The organism is Pseudomonas fildesensis, assembly GCF_001050345.1.
Classification (GTDB): Bacteria; Pseudomonadota; Gammaproteobacteria; order Pseudomonadales; family Pseudomonadaceae; genus Aquipseudomonas; species Aquipseudomonas fildesensis.
This window is the reverse complement of the sequence record NZ_LFMW01000021.1, coordinates 100,101-115,282: the sequence shown is the minus strand read 5'-3', so window position 1 is coordinate 115,282 and position 15,182 is coordinate 100,101. Positions and strand designations below refer to the sequence as shown.

Below are 15,182 nucleotides of genomic sequence, written 5' to 3'. Positions count from 1 at the left end.
ATAATACGCCAATATCCCATCTGTTAAATCATGATTTTTAACGTAATTTTATTCGTGATATAGTATGTAAATACATAATACGTACCACAGTACTAAATCGACGGAGACCCCATGGCTCGCGGTGGCATAAACAAAGCAGTCGTTCAAACGGCCCGCCTGGCGATCCTCGCCCGCGGCGAGAACCCCAGCATCGATGCCGTACGCATCGAGATGGGCAACACCGGCTCAAAAACCACGATCCATCGGTACTTGAAGGAGCTGGACGAGAGCGAAACCCGGCTGTCCATCACCGAAGCGCCGATCGACGACGAACTCGCAGAGCTGGTTGCACGGCTGGCGCAACGCTTGAAAGAGAAAGCCCAAGAGCCTATCGACCTGGCCCTGGCGCAATTCGAGCAACAGAAAACCGCCCTGCTCGGCCAAATAGAACAACTCGAAGGCGCACACAGCCAGCTTCAGCAGCAGTTTGATATACAGGCCTGCGCACTCGCGGAAGAAAGCGCCGCCCTGGTGACCACCAGCACCAGCCTGCAGACCGAGCAAACCCGCAATGCCGGACTCAGCCAGGCATGCAGCGATTACGAACTGAGGATTAACGACAAGGACGAACAGATTCGTTCGCTGGAAGACAAGCACCTGCATGCGCGGGATGCCCTTGAGCACTACCGCAATGCGGTCAAGGAGCAGCGCGAACAGGAACAGCGCCGCCACGAAGGCCAGTTGCAGCAGGTGCAGGCGGAGCTGCGCCAGGCCCAGCAAAGCGCGATGGTGCGTCAGGATGAGATCACCCAACTGCATCGCGACAATGAGCGGTTACTGATCGAACATCGAGTGACGGCGAAGGAATTGAGCGCGCTGCAGGATCAAGTCCGCAAGGACCAGGCCCAGCACCTCAAGCTGAATGAGCAGGTCACCCTGATCGACAACGAGCGCACCCTGCTTCAGGAGCGCCTGCGGGTTGCCGCGCTGGATATCCAGTCACGCCAGGCCGCGCTGAGTGAACATCAGCAGGCCGCCAAGGCGTTGGAACTGGACCTGATCAAGGCCCAGTCCAGCATTGAAGCGCTGCGCCTGGCCGCCGTCGTTGCAACGGCGCCAGAGGCAACACCCGACGCCTGATCAGTCAGCCACAGGCGTGCGCATGGTGACGAACTCTTCCGCCGCCGTAGGATGCACGCCGATAGTCTCGTCGAAATGCTGCTTGGTCGCGCCCGCCTTGAGCGCGATCGCCAGGCCTTGCACGATCTCGCCAGCGTCCGGGCCAACCATATGGCAGCCAAGCACCTTGTCGGAGTCGGCGTCGACCACCAGCTTCATCAGGGTTTTCTCCTGGCAGTCCGTCAGCGTCAGCTTCATCGGCCGGAAACGGCTCTCAAAGATCTGGACCTTGTGGCCCTTTTCTTTCGCTTCTTCTTCCGTAAGGCCGACGGTGCCGATGTTCGGCAGGCTGAACACCGCCGTCGGGATCATCGCGTAATCCACTGGGCGATATTGCTCAGGTTTGAACAGGCGACGCGCCACCGCCATGCCTTCAGCCAGGGCGACCGGTGTCAGTTGCACGCGACCGATCACATCACCAATGGCCAGGATCGACGATTCAGCCGTCTGGTACAGGTCGTCCACCTCAACGAAGCCACGCTTGTCGAGTTTGACGCCCGTATTTTCCAGCCCCAGGTTGTCGAGCATCGGGCGCCGCCCCGTGGCGTAGAACACACAATCAGCTTCCAGCACCCGACCGTCTTTCAAGGTGGCCTTGAGGCTGCCATCGGCCTGCTTGTCGATTCGTTCGATATCGGCATTGAATTGCAGATCCAGGCCGCGTTTAGTCAGCTCTTCCTTCAGATGCGTGCGCACTGAACCGTCGAAACCACGCAGGAACAGGTCGCCGCGATACAGCAAGGAAGTTTGCGCACCCAAGCCATGGAAGATCCCGGCGAACTCGACAGCGATATAGCCGCCGCCCACGACCAGCACGCGCTTGGGCAGTTCTTTGAGGAAGAACGCCTCGTTAGAACCAATCGCGTGTTCACGCCCCGGAATCTCCGGGATCTGTGGCCAGCCACCGGTGGCGATCAGGATGTGCCTGGCAGTGAAACGCTCGCCATTGATTTCAACCTGGTGCGGATCGACCAGTCGTGCGTGCCCTTCATGCAGGGTCACGCCGCTGTTGACCAGCAGGTTGCGATAGATGCCATTGAGGCGGTTGATTTCGCGGTCCTTGTTGGCAATCAGCGTCGCCCAATCAAAGTTCGCCTCACCCAGGGACCAGCCAAAGCCACTGGCCTGCTCGAAGTCTTCGGCAAAATGCGCGCCGTACACCAACAGCTTCTTCGGTACGCAGCCGACGTTAACGCAGGTGCCGCCCAGATAGCGGCTTTCCGCTACGCCCACCCTGGCGCCAAAACCTGCGGCAAAACGCGCCGCGCGAACACCGCCAGAACCGGCGCCAATTACATACAGGTCAAAATCGTAGGCCATTTCACTCTCCTCGGCAGGACATCAGCATACCGACTTAGATGGGGCTGAAAAACGAAAAAGCCACCCGTAGGTGGCTTTCTCTAGCTTTCGCTCTTTAAAGCAGACGGGCAACCGTGAATCAGTAAGCCTTGCCAGTCTTGTAGAAGTGCTCGTAGCAGAAGTTGGTCGCTTCGATGTAGCCTTCGGCGCCACCGCAGTCAAAACGACGACCCTTGAACTTGTACGCGATCACGCAACCGTCTTTGGCCTGCTTCAACAGGGCATCGGTAATCTGGATCTCGCCGCCCTTGCCTGGCTCGGTTTCTTCGATCAGCTTGAAGATGTCCGGGGTCAGGATGTAACGACCAATGATTGCCAGGTTCGAAGGAGCATCTTCCGGTGCTGGTTTCTCAACCATGTCACGCACGCGAATCAGGCCATCACCGATATCATCACCAGCGATCACGCCGTACTTGTTGGTCTCTTGAGGATCAACTTCTTGGACCGCAACGATGGTGCAACGGTATTTCTGGTACAGCTTGACCATTTGGGTCAGTACGCCGTCACCTTCCAGGTTCACACACAGGTCATCCGCCAGTACTACGGCGAACGGTTCGTCACCGATCAGCGGGCGACCGGTCAGGATGGCGTGGCCGAGGCCTTTCATCTGGGTTTGACGGGTGTAGGAGAACGAGCACTCGTCGAGCAATTTACGGATGCCGACCAGGTATTTTTCCTTGTCGGTGCCCTTGATCTGGTTTTCCAGCTCGTAGCTGATATCGAAGTGGTCTTCCAGCGCGCGCTTACCACGACCGGTGACGATAGAGATTTCGTTCAGACCGGCATCCAGTGCCTCTTCGACGCCGTACTGAATCAGTGGCTTGTTCACCACCGGCAGCATCTCTTTGGGCATGGCCTTGGTCGCTGGCAAGAAGCGAGTGCCGTAACCGGCTGCTGGGAACAAGCATTTCTTGATCATATGAGTCCTTACAAAGGGCTGTGCGTACGGAATTCGGCGCAGTCTAATCAGGCCGCAGTCGCCTTACAATGGGTCCTGCTGGCGTTGCGATGTCAACATAGAGAAAAAATGTCGGCGTAAGTTCCGCTTATTTTCCGACAAGCACCCTCACCGGCATTGCAATATCTGCCTGCGCCTCAGTGTTTAAACGGGCTGTAACCCTTTTAGCACGCTTTTCGACCCAGGACACTGACATGGAATAACTTGGGCGGGCCTGCGGCATTTGGCGCTATCATTACGGCCTTGAACCAGACCACGAGATTGTTAATAGATGTCAGAACCAAAAGGCGTAAACGGCTACCTGATCACAAAGCGAGCGGACGGCTGGCACTTGATCAACTTCCACGGCGACAGCGTCGCGGGGGTATTCGCGACCGAGAGTCAAGCCACTGCGGTTGCCGAAGTATTCGTCGATGAAGCTGGCCACGCGTCAAGCAAACGTCCGAAAACGAAGTAAGCAACAAAGCCTGCGCAAAACGCCCCGTTGAACGGGGCTTTTTTGTGTTTGTCTGTACCTAGGTGGCAGATCGCTATAATCTTCCGCAAACGCCCCACGACAGTGTCAGCGCTCCCCTTCAACACCCTCGACGACGACCCCACATGAACAAAATTCTGGCACTGACTGCGGTACTGGCGCTTACCGGCTGCACCACCACCTCTGACGTCTACCTCAAAAACGGCGAGCAAGGCCTGACCATCGACTGCTCAGGCGAGGCCAACTCCTGGGCCAGCTGCTACGAGAAGGCAGACGATTCCTGCGCCGGCACCGGTTATCGCATCGTCGGCACCGAAGGCACGCCGGCACTGAGTGAAGATGACAAGACATTGGGCAAGGACGTGGGCAACTTCAAGGGCCGCAGCGTCGTAGTGGTCTGCAAGTAGGCGATACCCGCCTACATGTGAATTTCGGCAAACTTGATGCCGAGGCCGCGAATGGTCTCGATCAGGTCGTCCAGACGCTCGAACGACTCCACTTCATCCTGATCATCGACCAGGAAAAAGCTGCGTCCGCCGCTTTTTTTGAAGAATACAATCCACTCGCCGGGGTCGGCGGGGTTCTGGATGACATGGGTCGCCGAGATCTGGCCTTCGGCGTGGCGGGCTTTGACGTGTTCACGTTTCATGATGGTTTTTTCCAAACAAGCCTGACACTGCGGCCGCAGGTCAGGCTTCTTGTATCGGATTCATGGGGCTGGACGGTTCAGCCGGAAATGCAATCTTCGCCGGCTTTCTTGATATCGCCCGGGCGAATAGGCACATTGGACATGCTCTCGTAGAGCTTGATGCTGCTGCCACTGGAGCGATCTTCAATCTCGAAGATTGCCGACGGGTCAGCCGAAAATTTCTGCGGCACAATCACCTGCACACCTTCCTTATGTGGCTCGATCTGCGGCGGACGGCGTGTGGTGGACAATTTACGTACTACACAGGCTGCATATTCCTGCGGCTTTTTCCCTGAAATGACCGCCAATGTTGGCGGGGTCTGCTTGATATCTGCAACCGAAGCACACCCACCTATCGCCAAGGCCAGAACCAACACGCTCCACTTCATACAAAACCTCCGATAAAGATCCTACGACAGCCGGGATGGTAAATTTCTCCCGCCAAAGTAGGATTTATCTCTGATAACTCGGTAAATAACTGTTTTAAATTGTCGAAGTCGTCGACGACGGCCCGATAATAAACGCGCTGGGGCTGATAAACTCCATCTTAACCTACGTATCGTTCTGATTTTTCAGAAAAAGCCCTTCTGGAGACACCCCATGAAATTCATTCACCAGCGCGAGCACCTCAACGAAGGAGACATCGTTGTTATCGAATGCTCGCAGACCTGCAACATTCGCCTGATGAGCGACGCCAACTTTCGCAGCTTCAAAAATGGCGGTCGCCATACTTACCACGGCGGCGCGTTCGACAAGTTTCCCGCCAAAATCACCGCGCCCAGCACCGGCTTCTGGAACATCACCCTGGACGTCGTGACACGCCGCGCCATCAGCGTCACCCGTACGCCGGCCTTGTCCCACAAGATTCGCATCGTTCGCCGCACCAGCACCAAGCTGAGCTGATACGGACACTCGACAGGAATAAAGCTGTGACCACTACCAAATACGTCATCAAATACAAGCTCAACGGCGAACGCCGCTTTGAATTTGCGCAACTGCAAAGCGGCAGCGTCGAAGAAGCCAAGCAAGCCCTTGCGAAAATTCACGATGCCAGCGACGAAATCACCGGCATCAATGTGAGCAAGGCGCTGTAAGCCATGGCCGGCCCGACCGCCGACCTGTTCGCCGACGATGCGCTGCAACAACCGCAGAAACGCGAGCAGATTGGCGAACAGTCCTACCTACTAAGGGGCTATGCCCTGCCCTGGATTGAGTGCCTTCTGCCAGAACTGCGTCGCGTGCTGGCTCAGTCGCCGTTTCGGCAAATGGTCACGCCCGGTGGTTTTACCATGTCGGCAGCGTTGAGCAGTTGTGGTGAACTGGGTTGGTCCACCGACGCTACGGGTTACCGCTACACCGCCATTGACCCACGCAACCAGCAACCCTGGCCCGCCCTGCCGGACGCCTTGCGGCAACTGGCCGTTCAGGCTGCAACTGAAGCAGGGTTTAGCGGCTTCGCGCCCGACGCCTGCCTGATCAACCGCTATGTGCCAGGTGCCAGGATGTCGCTGCATCAGGACAAGAACGAGCGTTGCTATTCAGCCCCCGTGGTATCCGTGTCGTTGGGGCTGCCGGCGATCTTCCTGTTTGGCGGCCATGAGAGGAGCGACAAGACGCAAAAAGTCTCGTTATTCCATGGCGACGTGGTGGTCTGGGGCGGTGTCGATCGCCTGCGTTTTCACGGCGTGATGCCCGTCAAGGAAGGCGTGCATCCGATCATGGGGCCGCAGCGCATCAACCTGACGTTTCGCACCGCCGGCTAATTCGACCGCAAGCTTCAGAGTGCCAGGCCGGCGCCACACGACTAATCTGGCCCTGACCCGTCAAGAGTGCAGGCCATGATCAACGAACAAGACCCCCGCTGGACCGCCATTCTCGCTCGCGACCCGAAAGCCGATGTGCTGTTCGTCTACGGGGTGAAAACCACCGGCGTGTACTGCCGCCCCAGCAGCGCTTCGCGTTTGCCTCGCCCGGAGAACGTCGAGTTCTTTGATACGCCGCAACTAGCCGAGGCTGCAGGTTATCGCCCGAGCAAACGTGCCGCGGGTGACCAGACTCAACTCGCGGCGCACCACGCCCAACTGGTCGCCAGCGCCTGCCGGCAGATCGAACTCGCCGAAACACCGCCCAGCCTCAAAGACCTCGCCCAGCAGGCCGGGTTGAGCCCCTTCCATTTCCATCGGGTATTCAAATCAGTCACCGGCCTCACCCCCAAGGGTTACGCCGGCGCCCATCGGTCGCGCAAAATGCGCGACGGGCTCAAGGATCAGCGCTCAGTGACTCAGGCGCTCTACGACGCCGGCTTCAACTCCAACAGCCGATTTTATGAGTCAGCGAATCAGCTACTGGGCATGACACCCAGCGAATACAAAGCCGGCGGTTCCCATAACCAGATCCACTTTGCGGTGGGTCAATGTTCGCTGGGGGCGATTCTTGTAGCGCAAAGTCACCGTGGCGTGTGCGCGATTCTGCTGGGGGACGATCCGGATAAATTGGTCCGCGACCTTCAGGACCAATTCCCCAAGGCCGATCTGCTGGGGGCGGACCACACCTTTGAGCAGCTGATTGCCCAAGTGGTGGGTTTTATTGAAGCGCCCGCCCTGGGCCTCGATTTACCGCTGGACCTGCGCGGCACGGCGTTTCAAGAACGCGTATGGCAAGCCTTGCGCGACATTCCGGTGGGCAGCACCGCCAGCTATGCGCAGATCGCCCAGCGTATCGGCGCCCCCACATCCTTTCGTGCGGTGGCCCAGGCGTGTGGCGCCAACAGCCTGGCGGTCGCGATTCCTTGCCATCGCGTGGTGCGCAGTAACGGCGACGTGTCCGGCTACCGCTGGGGTGTGGAGCGCAAGCGGCAACTGTTGGAACGCGAGAGCAAGACCTGAATCGGCTTGCGCCTGCTCACGAAACACCAGTTTCGTCCAGTGAATAAAACAGACTGGCCGGGCGCCAAGGGGCCTGCTAAAACAGCGAAACGCCCTACTAACGCTGGAGACGCATCCCTTGAGCACCTGGCCAGACACCCGAATCCTCGACCTGCTGGGCATTGAAGTGCCCATCATCCAGGCGCCCATGGCCGTCGGCACCACCACCGCCATGGTCATCGCCGCCAATAAAGCGGGCGCGCTGGGCTCGATGCCCGCCGCGGCCCTGAGCATCGAGCAACTGCGCGATGCCCTGACCACGATCCGCCAGGCAAGCACGCGGCCGATCAACGTGAACTTCTTTTGCCATCAGCCGCCAGAGGCCGACGACGAGCGCGACCGTAAATGGAAGGCTCTGCTGGAACCGTACTACCGTGAACTCGGCGCTGACTTTGATGCGCCAACCCCCGTATCCAACCGCGCCCCCTTCAACGACGCCGCTTGCCAGGTGGTCGAAGAGTTCCGCCCCGAGGTGGTGAGTTTTCACTTTGGCCTGCCGGAAAAAGCCCTGCTCGACCGGGTAAAAGCCACGGGCGCCAAGGTGCTGTCATCAGCCACTACCGTGGAGGAAGCCATTTGGCTGGAACAGCATGGCTGCGATGCAATCATCGCCATGGGCATTGAGGCTGGCGGGCACCGTGGCTTGTTTCTCAGCGACGACCTCAATACCCAGATCGGTCTGATGGCATTGTTGCCGCAAATTGTCGATGCCGTAAGCGTGCCGGTGATTGCCGCGGGCGGTATTGGTGATGCGCGCGGTATTGTCGCCGCATTCGCTCTGGGCGCTTCAGCCGTCCAAATTGGCACCGCCTATCTGTTTACGCCCGAAGCCAACGTAACCCCGTCCCACCACCATGCGCTGCGCCACGCCCAAGCCAGTCAAACAGCCCTGACCAACCTGTTTACCGGCCGCCCGGCGCGCGGCATCGTCAACCGCGTGATGCGTGAATTGGGCGCGATTAATCCTGCCGCACCGGCGTTCCCGAAGTCCGGCGGTGCGTTGATGCCGCTCAAGGCCAAGGATGAGGCGGGGTTCAGCAACCTCTGGTCGGGCCAGGCCCTGCGACTGGGCAAAGACATCGGCACCTACGACCTGACCCGCGAACTGGTGGAGCACACCCTGGCGAAACTCAAATAGAAGCGGTCTCTGCGGCTAATGCCGATCAGTTAAGGGGGCGCACTGTACTTGTGGCGAGGGACCTTGCTCCCGTTGGACTGCGTAGCAGTCCCATCTTTGGGGGCGCTTCGCGGCCCAACGGGAGCAAGCTCCCTCGCCACAGTTACAGCGCTCGCCCTTAACTGATCGGTATTAGCCACTGCGGCAACTTTGCACTGTACCGGCAATGGCCAACCGCTATATATTCCCATACATAGCGGTTAAGCCTTTCACCTATAAAATGCCGTACATTCCCAAGGAGCTGCTTCATGATGATTCGCGCCTCACGCTTGGCCGTCCTGGTCGCCGCCTTCACGTTCGGCTCGGCCCACGCCGATGAAGTCCAAGTGGCCGTGGCCGCCAACTTCACCGCGCCGATCCAGGCAATTGCCGCTGATTTCGAGAAAGACACCGGCCACAAGCTGGTAGCAGCCTACGGCGCCACCGGCCAGTTCTACACCCAGATCAAGAACGGCGCGCCGTTCGAAGTATTCCTGAGCGCCGACGACACCACCCCGCAAAAACTCGAGAGCGAAGGCGACACCGTCAAGGGATCGCGCTTCACCTATGCCGTGGGCACCTTGGCGCTGTGGTCGGCGAAGGAAGGTTACGTCGACGCGAAAGGCGACGTCCTCAAGAAAAATGAATTCAAGCACCTCTCCATCGCCAACCCGAAAGCCGCGCCTTACGGCCTGGCAGCAACCCAGGTGCTGGCCAAGGAAGGTCTGACCGAGAAGGTCAAGGACAAGCTCGTTGAAGGCCAGAACATCACCCAGGCCTATCAGTTCGTCTCCACCGGCAACGCCGAGTTGGGCTTCGTGGCCTTGTCGCAGATCTACAAAGACGGCAAAGTCACCCGTGGTTCGGCATGGATCGTTCCCTCCTCCCTGCATGACCCGATCAAACAGGATGCGGTGATCCTCAACAAGGGCAAAGACAGCGCCGCTGCCAAGGCGCTGGTTGAGTACCTGAAAGGTCCAAAAGCCGCTGCCGTTATCAAGTCCTACGGTTACGAGCTCTAAATGCCGCTATCGAGTGCCGATTTTTCCGCTATCTGGTTGACCATCAAACTGGCGTCACTGACCACAGTGATCCTGCTGGTCATCGGCACTCCGATTGCCCTGTGGCTGTCGCGCACCCGCTCGTGGTGGCGCGGCCCCATTGGCGCAATCGTCGCCCTGCCGTTGGTGCTGCCACCCACGGTGATCGGCTTCTACCTGTTGTTGACCATGGGCCCCCATGGCTACTTCGGCCAGTTCACCCAATGGCTGGGCTTGGGCACCCTGACCTTCAGTTTCGCCGGGCTGGTCATCGGCTCGGTGATCTATTCCATGCCGTTTGTGGTGCAGCCGTTGCAAAACGCCTTCTCCGCCATCGGCACACGCCCGCTGGAGGTGGCCGCGACATTGCGCGCCAATCCCTGGGACACGTTTTTCACGGTGATCCTGCCCCTGGCGCGCCCGGGGTTTATCACCGCCTCCATTCTCGGTTTCGCCCATACCGTCGGTGAGTTCGGCGTGGTGCTGATGATCGGCGGCAACATCCCCGACAAGACCCGCGTGGTCTCGGTGCAGATCTACGACCACGTCGAAGCCATGGAATATGCCCAGGCCCACTGGCTGGCCGGCGCCATGGTGGTGTTCGCGTTCCTCGTGTTGCTGGCGCTCTACTCCAGCCGTAAAACCAAGGTGGGCTGGAGCTGATGTCGATGATTGATGTACGCCTGCAACTCAACTATTCCAGCTTTGCGCTGGAGGTGGACTTGCACCTGCCCGGCCGTGGCGTGACGGCGCTGTACGGGCATTCCGGGTCCGGCAAGACCACCTGCCTGCGGTGTATTGCGGGGCTGGAGCGGGCCGAGGATGGGTTCATCCAGATCAACGGTGAAGTCTGGCAAGACAGCCGTAACGGGCTGTTCGTGCCACCGCACAAACGCGCGCTGGGTTATGTGTTCCAGGAGGCCAGCCTGTTTGCACACTTGTCGGTGCGAGCTAACCTGGAGTTCGGCCTCAAGCGCATTCCACGCCAGGCGCGCCGCGTCGATATGGCCCAGGCCACTGAGTTACTGGGCATCGGGCATTTGCTCGACCGTCATCCCCAGCACCTGTCCGGCGGTGAACGCCAGCGCATCGGCATCGCCCGTGCGCTGCTCACCAGTCCCCAGTTGCTGTTGATGGATGAACCGCTGGCGGCCCTCGACAGCAAACGCAAAAGCGAGATCCTGCCGTACCTGGAACGCCTGCACGACGAACTGGATATCCCGGTGCTCTACGTCAGCCACGCCCAGGACGAAGTCGCTCGGCTGGCCGATCACATTGTGTTGCTCAGCGACGGCAAGGCGCTGGCCAGCGGCCCCATCGGTGAAACCCTCGCGCGGCTGGATTTGCCCCTGGCACGCGGTGACGACGCCGGCGTGGTAATCAACGGCACCGTCAGCGCCTACGACGACCACTATCAATTGCTCACCCTGCAACTGCCTGGCAGCGCCTTGCACATGCGTGTCGCCCATGCGCCGCTGGCAGTGGGCAAGCAACTGCGCATCAAGGTTCAGGCGCGAGACGTGAGCCTCAGCCTGCAAGCGGAAGAACACAGCAGCATCCTCAACCGCCTGCCGGTGACGGTCACCCAGGAGATTTCAGCGGACAACAGCGCCCATGTGCTGGTGCGCCTGGACGCCGGCGGCACGCCATTGCTGGCGCGCATCACACGCTTCTCCCGCGATCAGTTGCAGGTGCACCCCAGCCAGACACTGTGGGCACAGATCAAGGCGGTTGCCGTATTGGCGTAAGAAAGCATTTGGCACGACCGCAAAAGGCTGCGGTCAATCAGACATACCGGCCTGATCCGTTGCCAAGGAATTTGCACCATGCCCGACTCCGCGCTGCTTGCCGACCTGCCCCGCGACCTGCATTACGTTGACGACACAGAACCTGGCATCCGCCGTAAAACCCTGCGCGGCAAGTTCCAGTATTTCGATCACAAGGGCGTGCGCATCACCGATGCCGATGAGATCAAGCGCCTGAATGCCCTGGCTGTGCCGCCCGCCTACACCGACGTGTGGATCTGCGCCGACCCGCGCGGCCACTTGCAAGCCACCGGCCGCGATGCCCGTGGGCGCAAGCAGTACCGCTATCACGCGCGCTGGCGCGAGGTGCGCGACACCGACAAATACGCGCGGCTACAGGCGTTTGGCGACGCCTTGCCCAAGCTGCGCAAACAACTGGAAGCGCAAATCGCCGAGCCTGGCTTCACCCGCGAAAAGGTCTTGGCCACGGTGGTGATGCTGCTGGATGCCACGTTGATCCGGGTCGGCAACACCCAGTACGCCCGTGACAACAAATCCTTCGGGCTGACTACCCTGCGCACGCGCCATGTCGATATCAAGGGCAGCGAAATCAAGTTTCAGTTTCGCGGCAAAAGTGGTGTCGAACACCAGATCAGCGTCAAGGACCGACGCCTGGCCAGCGTTGTCAAACGCTGCCTGGAGTTGCCGGGGCAAAACCTGTTCCAGTACCTGGACGAAGACGGTGAGCGGCATACCGTCAGCTCCTCTGACGTCAACGCCTACCTGCACAACCTCACCGGTGCCGACTTCACCGCCAAGGATTACCGCACCTGGGCCGGCACTGCCATGGCGCTGGCGGTGCTGCGTGAACTGGAGTGGCAGCCTGAGTCCGATGCAAAACGCCATGTGGTGGCGATGGTCAAGGACGTCGCCAAGCAACTCGGCAACACGCCAGCGGTGTGCCGCAAGTGCTACATCCACCCGGCGGTACTGGAGCATTTCAGCCTCGGTGAATTATCAAAGCTGCCCAAGCCCCGGATGCGCAAGGGCCTGAAAGCCGAGGAAGCCGCCCTCGCCATGTTCCTCGAGCAACTGGCCGCTGACTTGCCGAAGACCGCCAAGGCGGGTTAGCCTTCGCCTCCCTTCTGACTCCCGGGACGACCGCCGACGTGAACAACTAAGCCTTCCAAAATGTATCTGCAACAAGCCGCCTGGCGCGCTTGTTGGCCTGTTCGACATTTTTTTGGAGGTGCTGATGACTGACGTCAACCGGCTGCCCGCACTTATTTCCCTGCAACACCTGTCCTTCCAGTTCGCCAATGGCGAAACCTTGTTGGAGGACGTGAACCTTTCCATCGACCACACCCCCACCGGGATTGTCGGCCGCAATGGACGGGGTAAAAGTATTCTGGCGAAGTTGATCGCCGGGGTGCTCACACCCTCCTCCGGTACGTTGAAGGCTTCGGCCAGCGTGGCGTACGTCCCGCAAACCCTGGCCGTTCAACCTGGAGACACTGTCGCCGATATCAGCGGAGCCGCCCGCGCCCTGGCGGCCCTTGAACGCATGGCCCGGGGCGAAGCGCGTGACGATGACCCGGAACTGATCGACGATCGTTGGGACTTGGCCGAACGCTTGCGGACTTCATTGGATGCGGCGGGCCTGGAAGCGCTCAGCCTTGATACGCCGACCGATCAACTCAGCGGCGGCCAACTGGCCAGGGTTGCAGTGATCGGTGCGTTGTTGGCGATGCCGGATCTGTTGATCCTCGACGAGCCGAGCAATCACCTCGACAGCACCGGTCGCGACTGGCTGCTGCGGGTGCTGCGCAACTGGCGCGGCGGCCTGGTGGTGGTCAGCCATGATCGGCAGCTGCTAAATACGATGGGCCGCATCGTCGAACTGTCGCCCCTCGGCGCGCAGGTGTATGGCGGCAACTACGATGCCTATCGCCAACAGCGCGATACTCAGCAGCAGGCCGCCATCGCCAGCTGGGAGCACGCCCGCCTGGAGCGCAGTCGCGCGCGTCGGCGCCTGCAAAAAGACCATGACAGCCTGCAACGCAAAGCCGCCCGCTCGAACAAAGAGGCACAAACCGCTAACGTCGATCGGTTTACCAAGGCCCGCTGGAAAAGCGCCGCCAAACAAATCGTCAGCACGGTGCGCAGTGCTCATCACGCGCAAAAAAACCAGTTGGATACACAGGTGCGCCACGCCTACGAACGGGTAGCGGATGAGACGCCTACCGTGCTGGCATTGCCGGGTTCGGCGCTGCCCAATAGCCGTCAAGTGTTGACCTTGCTTGATGCACAGCTACCGTGGCTGGGCCCTCAATTACTCACGCTGAGCCTGGCAGGCCCCGTGCGTGTTGCTGTCACGGGGCCGAACGGTTGCGGTAAATCCACCTTGCTCAAGCTGCTCGCCGGCCAATGGCAGCCCGTCAGCGGAGAATGCACGGTGCATGTGCCCAGCGCGTACATCGATCAGCATCTGGAATGGCTGGATGACCACCGTTCCATCGTCGAACAGCTCAACCTGCTCGACACGCCGCTGGCCGAAGCCGAACTGCGTACGCGCCTGGCCTTGCTGCAACTGGATGCGCTGCGAGTCACGCAACCGGCGGGGCAGCTCAGTGGTGGCGAGCGCTTGAAAGCCGCGATGGCGATTGCGTTGTGGCGCGATAGCCCCGCGCAATTGTTGCTTCTGGACGAGCCCACCAATCACCTGGACCTCGAGTCGGTGGTCGCGTTCGAGCAGGCGTTGAAAGGTTTTACCGGGGCAATTGTAGCGGTGTCCCACGACGAGGCGTTTCTAGAGGCGATCACGCCAACGCACCGATTGGCCTGGCAAAACGAAGGTTGGTGCCTGGAATGTGTCTGAGGTCATTGCGCCGGTAATCAAAGCGTCCTACGGTAGTGGCCGGATAATCTCACCGAGGAACTCGGCCCCATGCTGCCGTCGTCGCAAAAACCTTACACCAATGCCGTACTCGCCCATCGACACCGGTGGCGTGGCCGTGTCGGCTTGATGCTGGTAGCGAGTCTTTCGGTGCTGGCGGGCATGACCGATGCGATCGGTTTTATGGCCAGCGGCGACTTTGTCTCGTTCATGAGCGGCAACACCACGCGCCTGGCGGTGGCGATCAGCGAAGGCGACCTCGGCCTGACCGGGCGCCTGCTGTTGCTGGTCGCGACTTTTATTGTCGGCAATGCCTTGGGTGTGGTGGTCAGCCGCTTCAGTCGGCGCCATGCGCTGCCGTTGCTGTTGTGCATCGCCGCCTTGCTGTTCGCCGCCGCCCTGTGGCCTTTTGCCGATAAGCTACCGGCGTTGTTGGCGGCGATTGTGGCCATGGGCATGCTTAACGCAGCGGTCGAGGAAGTGAACGGATTGCCGGTAGGGCTTACGTACGTAACGGGCGCGCTGTCACGCTTTGGCCGTGGGCTGGGGCGCTGGATATTGGGCGAGCGTCGCCAAGGCTGGCGCGTACAACTGATCCCGTGGGCAGGGATGTTTGTCGGCGCGGTGATCGGCGCGATGCTGGAGCACCAGATGGGCTTGCGTGCGCTGCTGGTCAGCGGTGCATTGGCGGCATTGTTGGGGCTGGTATCGCTGAAGATTCCGCGGCGCTGGCACCTGGGTTACATGCCACGCTGAAGAAGAAATAGAGGCTCGCCCGACGTC

At 59.9% G+C, this 15,182-nt stretch carries 18 protein-coding genes; 14 read left to right on the top strand and 4 right to left on the bottom strand.

Annotated elements, in window-relative coordinates; translation table 11 throughout:
* The first annotated feature begins 111 nt into the window (after positions 1–111).
* A complete protein-coding gene (locus ACR52_RS24810) occupies positions 112–1,119 on the top strand; it encodes a DNA-binding protein (RefSeq protein ID WP_048730463.1) in 1,008 nt (335 codons plus the stop codon).
* Here ACR52_RS24810 and gorA read toward each other — a convergent pair whose 3' ends face one another.
* A complete protein-coding gene (gene gorA / locus ACR52_RS24805; RefSeq protein ID WP_048730462.1) occupies positions 1,120–2,478 on the bottom strand; it encodes a glutathione-disulfide reductase in 1,359 nt (452 codons plus the stop codon).
* A gap of 118 nt (positions 2,479–2,596) precedes the next feature.
* The gene (galU, locus tag ACR52_RS24800; protein WP_003212579.1) at positions 2,597–3,436 is read right to left on the bottom strand and encodes a UTP--glucose-1-phosphate uridylyltransferase GalU; all 840 of its coding nucleotides are present in this window, start codon (positions 3,434–3,436) and stop codon (positions 2,597–2,599) included.
* 310 nt (positions 3,437–3,746) lie between these two features.
* Between galU and ACR52_RS24795 the strand changes: the two genes are divergently transcribed.
* Positions 3,747–3,932, top strand: a complete 186-nt coding sequence (locus ACR52_RS24795; RefSeq protein ID WP_048730459.1) for a hypothetical protein — start codon at positions 3,747–3,749, stop codon at positions 3,930–3,932.
* A 143-nt stretch (positions 3,933–4,075) separates the two neighbouring features.
* The gene (locus ACR52_RS24790) at positions 4,076–4,357 is read left to right on the top strand and encodes a hypothetical protein (RefSeq protein ID WP_048730457.1); all 282 of its coding nucleotides are present in this window, start codon (positions 4,076–4,078) and stop codon (positions 4,355–4,357) included.
* 11 nt (positions 4,358–4,368) lie between these two features.
* Here ACR52_RS24790 and ACR52_RS24785 read toward each other — a convergent pair whose 3' ends face one another.
* Positions 4,369–4,599, bottom strand: a complete 231-nt coding sequence (locus ACR52_RS24785) for a hypothetical protein (protein ID WP_048730454.1) — start codon at positions 4,597–4,599, stop codon at positions 4,369–4,371.
* 77 nt (positions 4,600–4,676) lie between these two features.
* Complete coding sequence (locus ACR52_RS24780; protein WP_048730452.1) at positions 4,677–5,027, bottom strand: hypothetical protein; 351 nt, start codon at positions 5,025–5,027, stop codon at positions 4,677–4,679.
* 211 nt (positions 5,028–5,238) lie between these two features.
* On the opposite strand from ACR52_RS24780, the gene ACR52_RS24775 reads away from it, so the two are divergent.
* The 11 genes from ACR52_RS24775 to ACR52_RS24730 all read left to right on the top strand — a co-directional run bounded on the left by ACR52_RS24775 (position 5,239) and on the right by ACR52_RS24730 (position 15,155).
* The gene (locus tag ACR52_RS24775) at positions 5,239–5,541 is read left to right on the top strand and encodes a DUF1883 domain-containing protein (RefSeq protein ID WP_048730451.1); all 303 of its coding nucleotides are present in this window, start codon (positions 5,239–5,241) and stop codon (positions 5,539–5,541) included.
* Positions 5,542–5,567: 26 nt separating this feature from the next.
* Entirely contained in the window at positions 5,568–5,732 is a 165-nt protein-coding gene (locus ACR52_RS31025; protein ID WP_173439337.1) for a hypothetical protein, read from the top strand.
* A gap of 3 nt (positions 5,733–5,735) precedes the next feature.
* Positions 5,736–6,401 carry a DNA oxidative demethylase AlkB gene (gene alkB / locus ACR52_RS24770; RefSeq protein WP_048730449.1) on the top strand — a complete coding sequence of 222 codons (666 nt, stop codon included), beginning with the start codon at positions 5,736–5,738 and terminating at the stop codon, positions 6,399–6,401.
* A 75-nt stretch (positions 6,402–6,476) separates the two neighbouring features.
* Positions 6,477–7,523, top strand: coding sequence for a bifunctional DNA-binding transcriptional regulator/O6-methylguanine-DNA methyltransferase Ada (gene ada, locus ACR52_RS24765; protein ID WP_048730447.1), 1,047 nt, complete (start codon positions 6,477–6,479; stop codon positions 7,521–7,523).
* Between the two features lie 118 nt (positions 7,524–7,641).
* Positions 7,642–8,700 (top strand): NAD(P)H-dependent flavin oxidoreductase, encoded by a 1,059-nt coding sequence (locus ACR52_RS24760; RefSeq protein ID WP_048730445.1) that lies wholly within the window; start codon positions 7,642–7,644, stop codon positions 8,698–8,700.
* Positions 8,701–8,987: 287 nt separating this feature from the next.
* Complete coding sequence (gene modA / locus ACR52_RS24755) at positions 8,988–9,740, top strand: molybdate ABC transporter substrate-binding protein (RefSeq protein ID WP_048730443.1); 753 nt, start codon at positions 8,988–8,990, stop codon at positions 9,738–9,740.
* On the top strand, positions 9,741–10,421 hold the full coding sequence (gene modB / locus ACR52_RS24750) for a molybdate ABC transporter permease subunit (RefSeq protein ID WP_048730442.1): 681 nt from the start codon (positions 9,741–9,743) through the stop codon (positions 10,419–10,421).
* Positions 10,421–11,506 (top strand): molybdenum ABC transporter ATP-binding protein, encoded by a 1,086-nt coding sequence (gene modC / locus ACR52_RS24745; protein WP_408003351.1) that lies wholly within the window; start codon positions 10,421–10,423, stop codon positions 11,504–11,506. Before modB ends, modC begins: the two co-directional genes overlap by 1 nt.
* Positions 11,507–11,584: 78 nt before the next feature.
* A complete protein-coding gene (locus ACR52_RS24740) occupies positions 11,585–12,634 on the top strand; it encodes a DNA topoisomerase IB (protein WP_048730440.1) in 1,050 nt (349 codons plus the stop codon).
* A 124-nt stretch (positions 12,635–12,758) separates the two neighbouring features.
* Positions 12,759–14,381 (top strand): ABC-F family ATP-binding cassette domain-containing protein, encoded by a 1,623-nt coding sequence (locus ACR52_RS24735; RefSeq protein ID WP_048730439.1) that lies wholly within the window; start codon positions 12,759–12,761, stop codon positions 14,379–14,381.
* Positions 14,382–14,450: 69 nt separating this feature from the next.
* Entirely contained in the window at positions 14,451–15,155 is a 705-nt protein-coding gene (locus ACR52_RS24730; protein ID WP_048730436.1) for a YoaK family protein, read from the top strand.
* The last annotated feature ends 27 nt before the right edge of the window (positions 15,156–15,182 follow it).

Excerpts from the sequence above, each read along its gene's own strand:
- ACR52_RS24790 (WP_048730457.1), top strand. The coding sequence starts at position 4,076 with ATGAACAAAATTCTGGCACTGACTGCGGTACTGGCGCTTACCGGCTGC.
- galU (WP_003212579.1), bottom strand. The coding sequence starts at position 3,436 with ATGATCAAGAAATGCTTGTTCCCAGCAGCCGGTTACGGCACTCGCTTC.
- ACR52_RS24780 (WP_048730452.1), bottom strand. The coding sequence starts at position 5,027 with ATGAAGTGGAGCGTGTTGGTTCTGGCCTTGGCGATAGGTGGGTGTGCT.
- ACR52_RS24810 (WP_048730463.1), top strand. The coding sequence starts at position 112 with ATGGCTCGCGGTGGCATAAACAAAGCAGTCGTTCAAACGGCCCGCCTG.
- gorA (WP_048730462.1), bottom strand. The coding sequence starts at position 2,478 with ATGGCCTACGATTTTGACCTGTATGTAATTGGCGCCGGTTCTGGCGGT.
- modA (WP_048730443.1), top strand. The coding sequence starts at position 8,988 with ATGATGATTCGCGCCTCACGCTTGGCCGTCCTGGTCGCCGCCTTCACG.
- ACR52_RS24740 (WP_048730440.1), top strand. The coding sequence starts at position 11,585 with ATGCCCGACTCCGCGCTGCTTGCCGACCTGCCCCGCGACCTGCATTAC.
- modB (WP_048730442.1), top strand. The coding sequence starts at position 9,741 with ATGCCGCTATCGAGTGCCGATTTTTCCGCTATCTGGTTGACCATCAAA.
- modC (WP_408003351.1), top strand. The coding sequence starts at position 10,421 with ATGTCGATGATTGATGTACGCCTGCAACTCAACTATTCCAGCTTTGCG.
- ACR52_RS24775 (WP_048730451.1), top strand. The coding sequence starts at position 5,239 with ATGAAATTCATTCACCAGCGCGAGCACCTCAACGAAGGAGACATCGTT.
- ACR52_RS24735 (WP_048730439.1), top strand. The coding sequence starts at position 12,759 with ATGACTGACGTCAACCGGCTGCCCGCACTTATTTCCCTGCAACACCTG.
- ACR52_RS24785 (WP_048730454.1), bottom strand. The coding sequence starts at position 4,599 with ATGAAACGTGAACACGTCAAAGCCCGCCACGCCGAAGGCCAGATCTCG.
- ada (WP_048730447.1), top strand. The coding sequence starts at position 6,477 with ATGATCAACGAACAAGACCCCCGCTGGACCGCCATTCTCGCTCGCGAC.
- ACR52_RS24795 (WP_048730459.1), top strand. The coding sequence starts at position 3,747 with ATGTCAGAACCAAAAGGCGTAAACGGCTACCTGATCACAAAGCGAGCG.
- alkB (WP_048730449.1), top strand. The coding sequence starts at position 5,736 with ATGGCCGGCCCGACCGCCGACCTGTTCGCCGACGATGCGCTGCAACAA.
- ACR52_RS24730 (WP_048730436.1), top strand. The coding sequence starts at position 14,451 with ATGCTGCCGTCGTCGCAAAAACCTTACACCAATGCCGTACTCGCCCAT.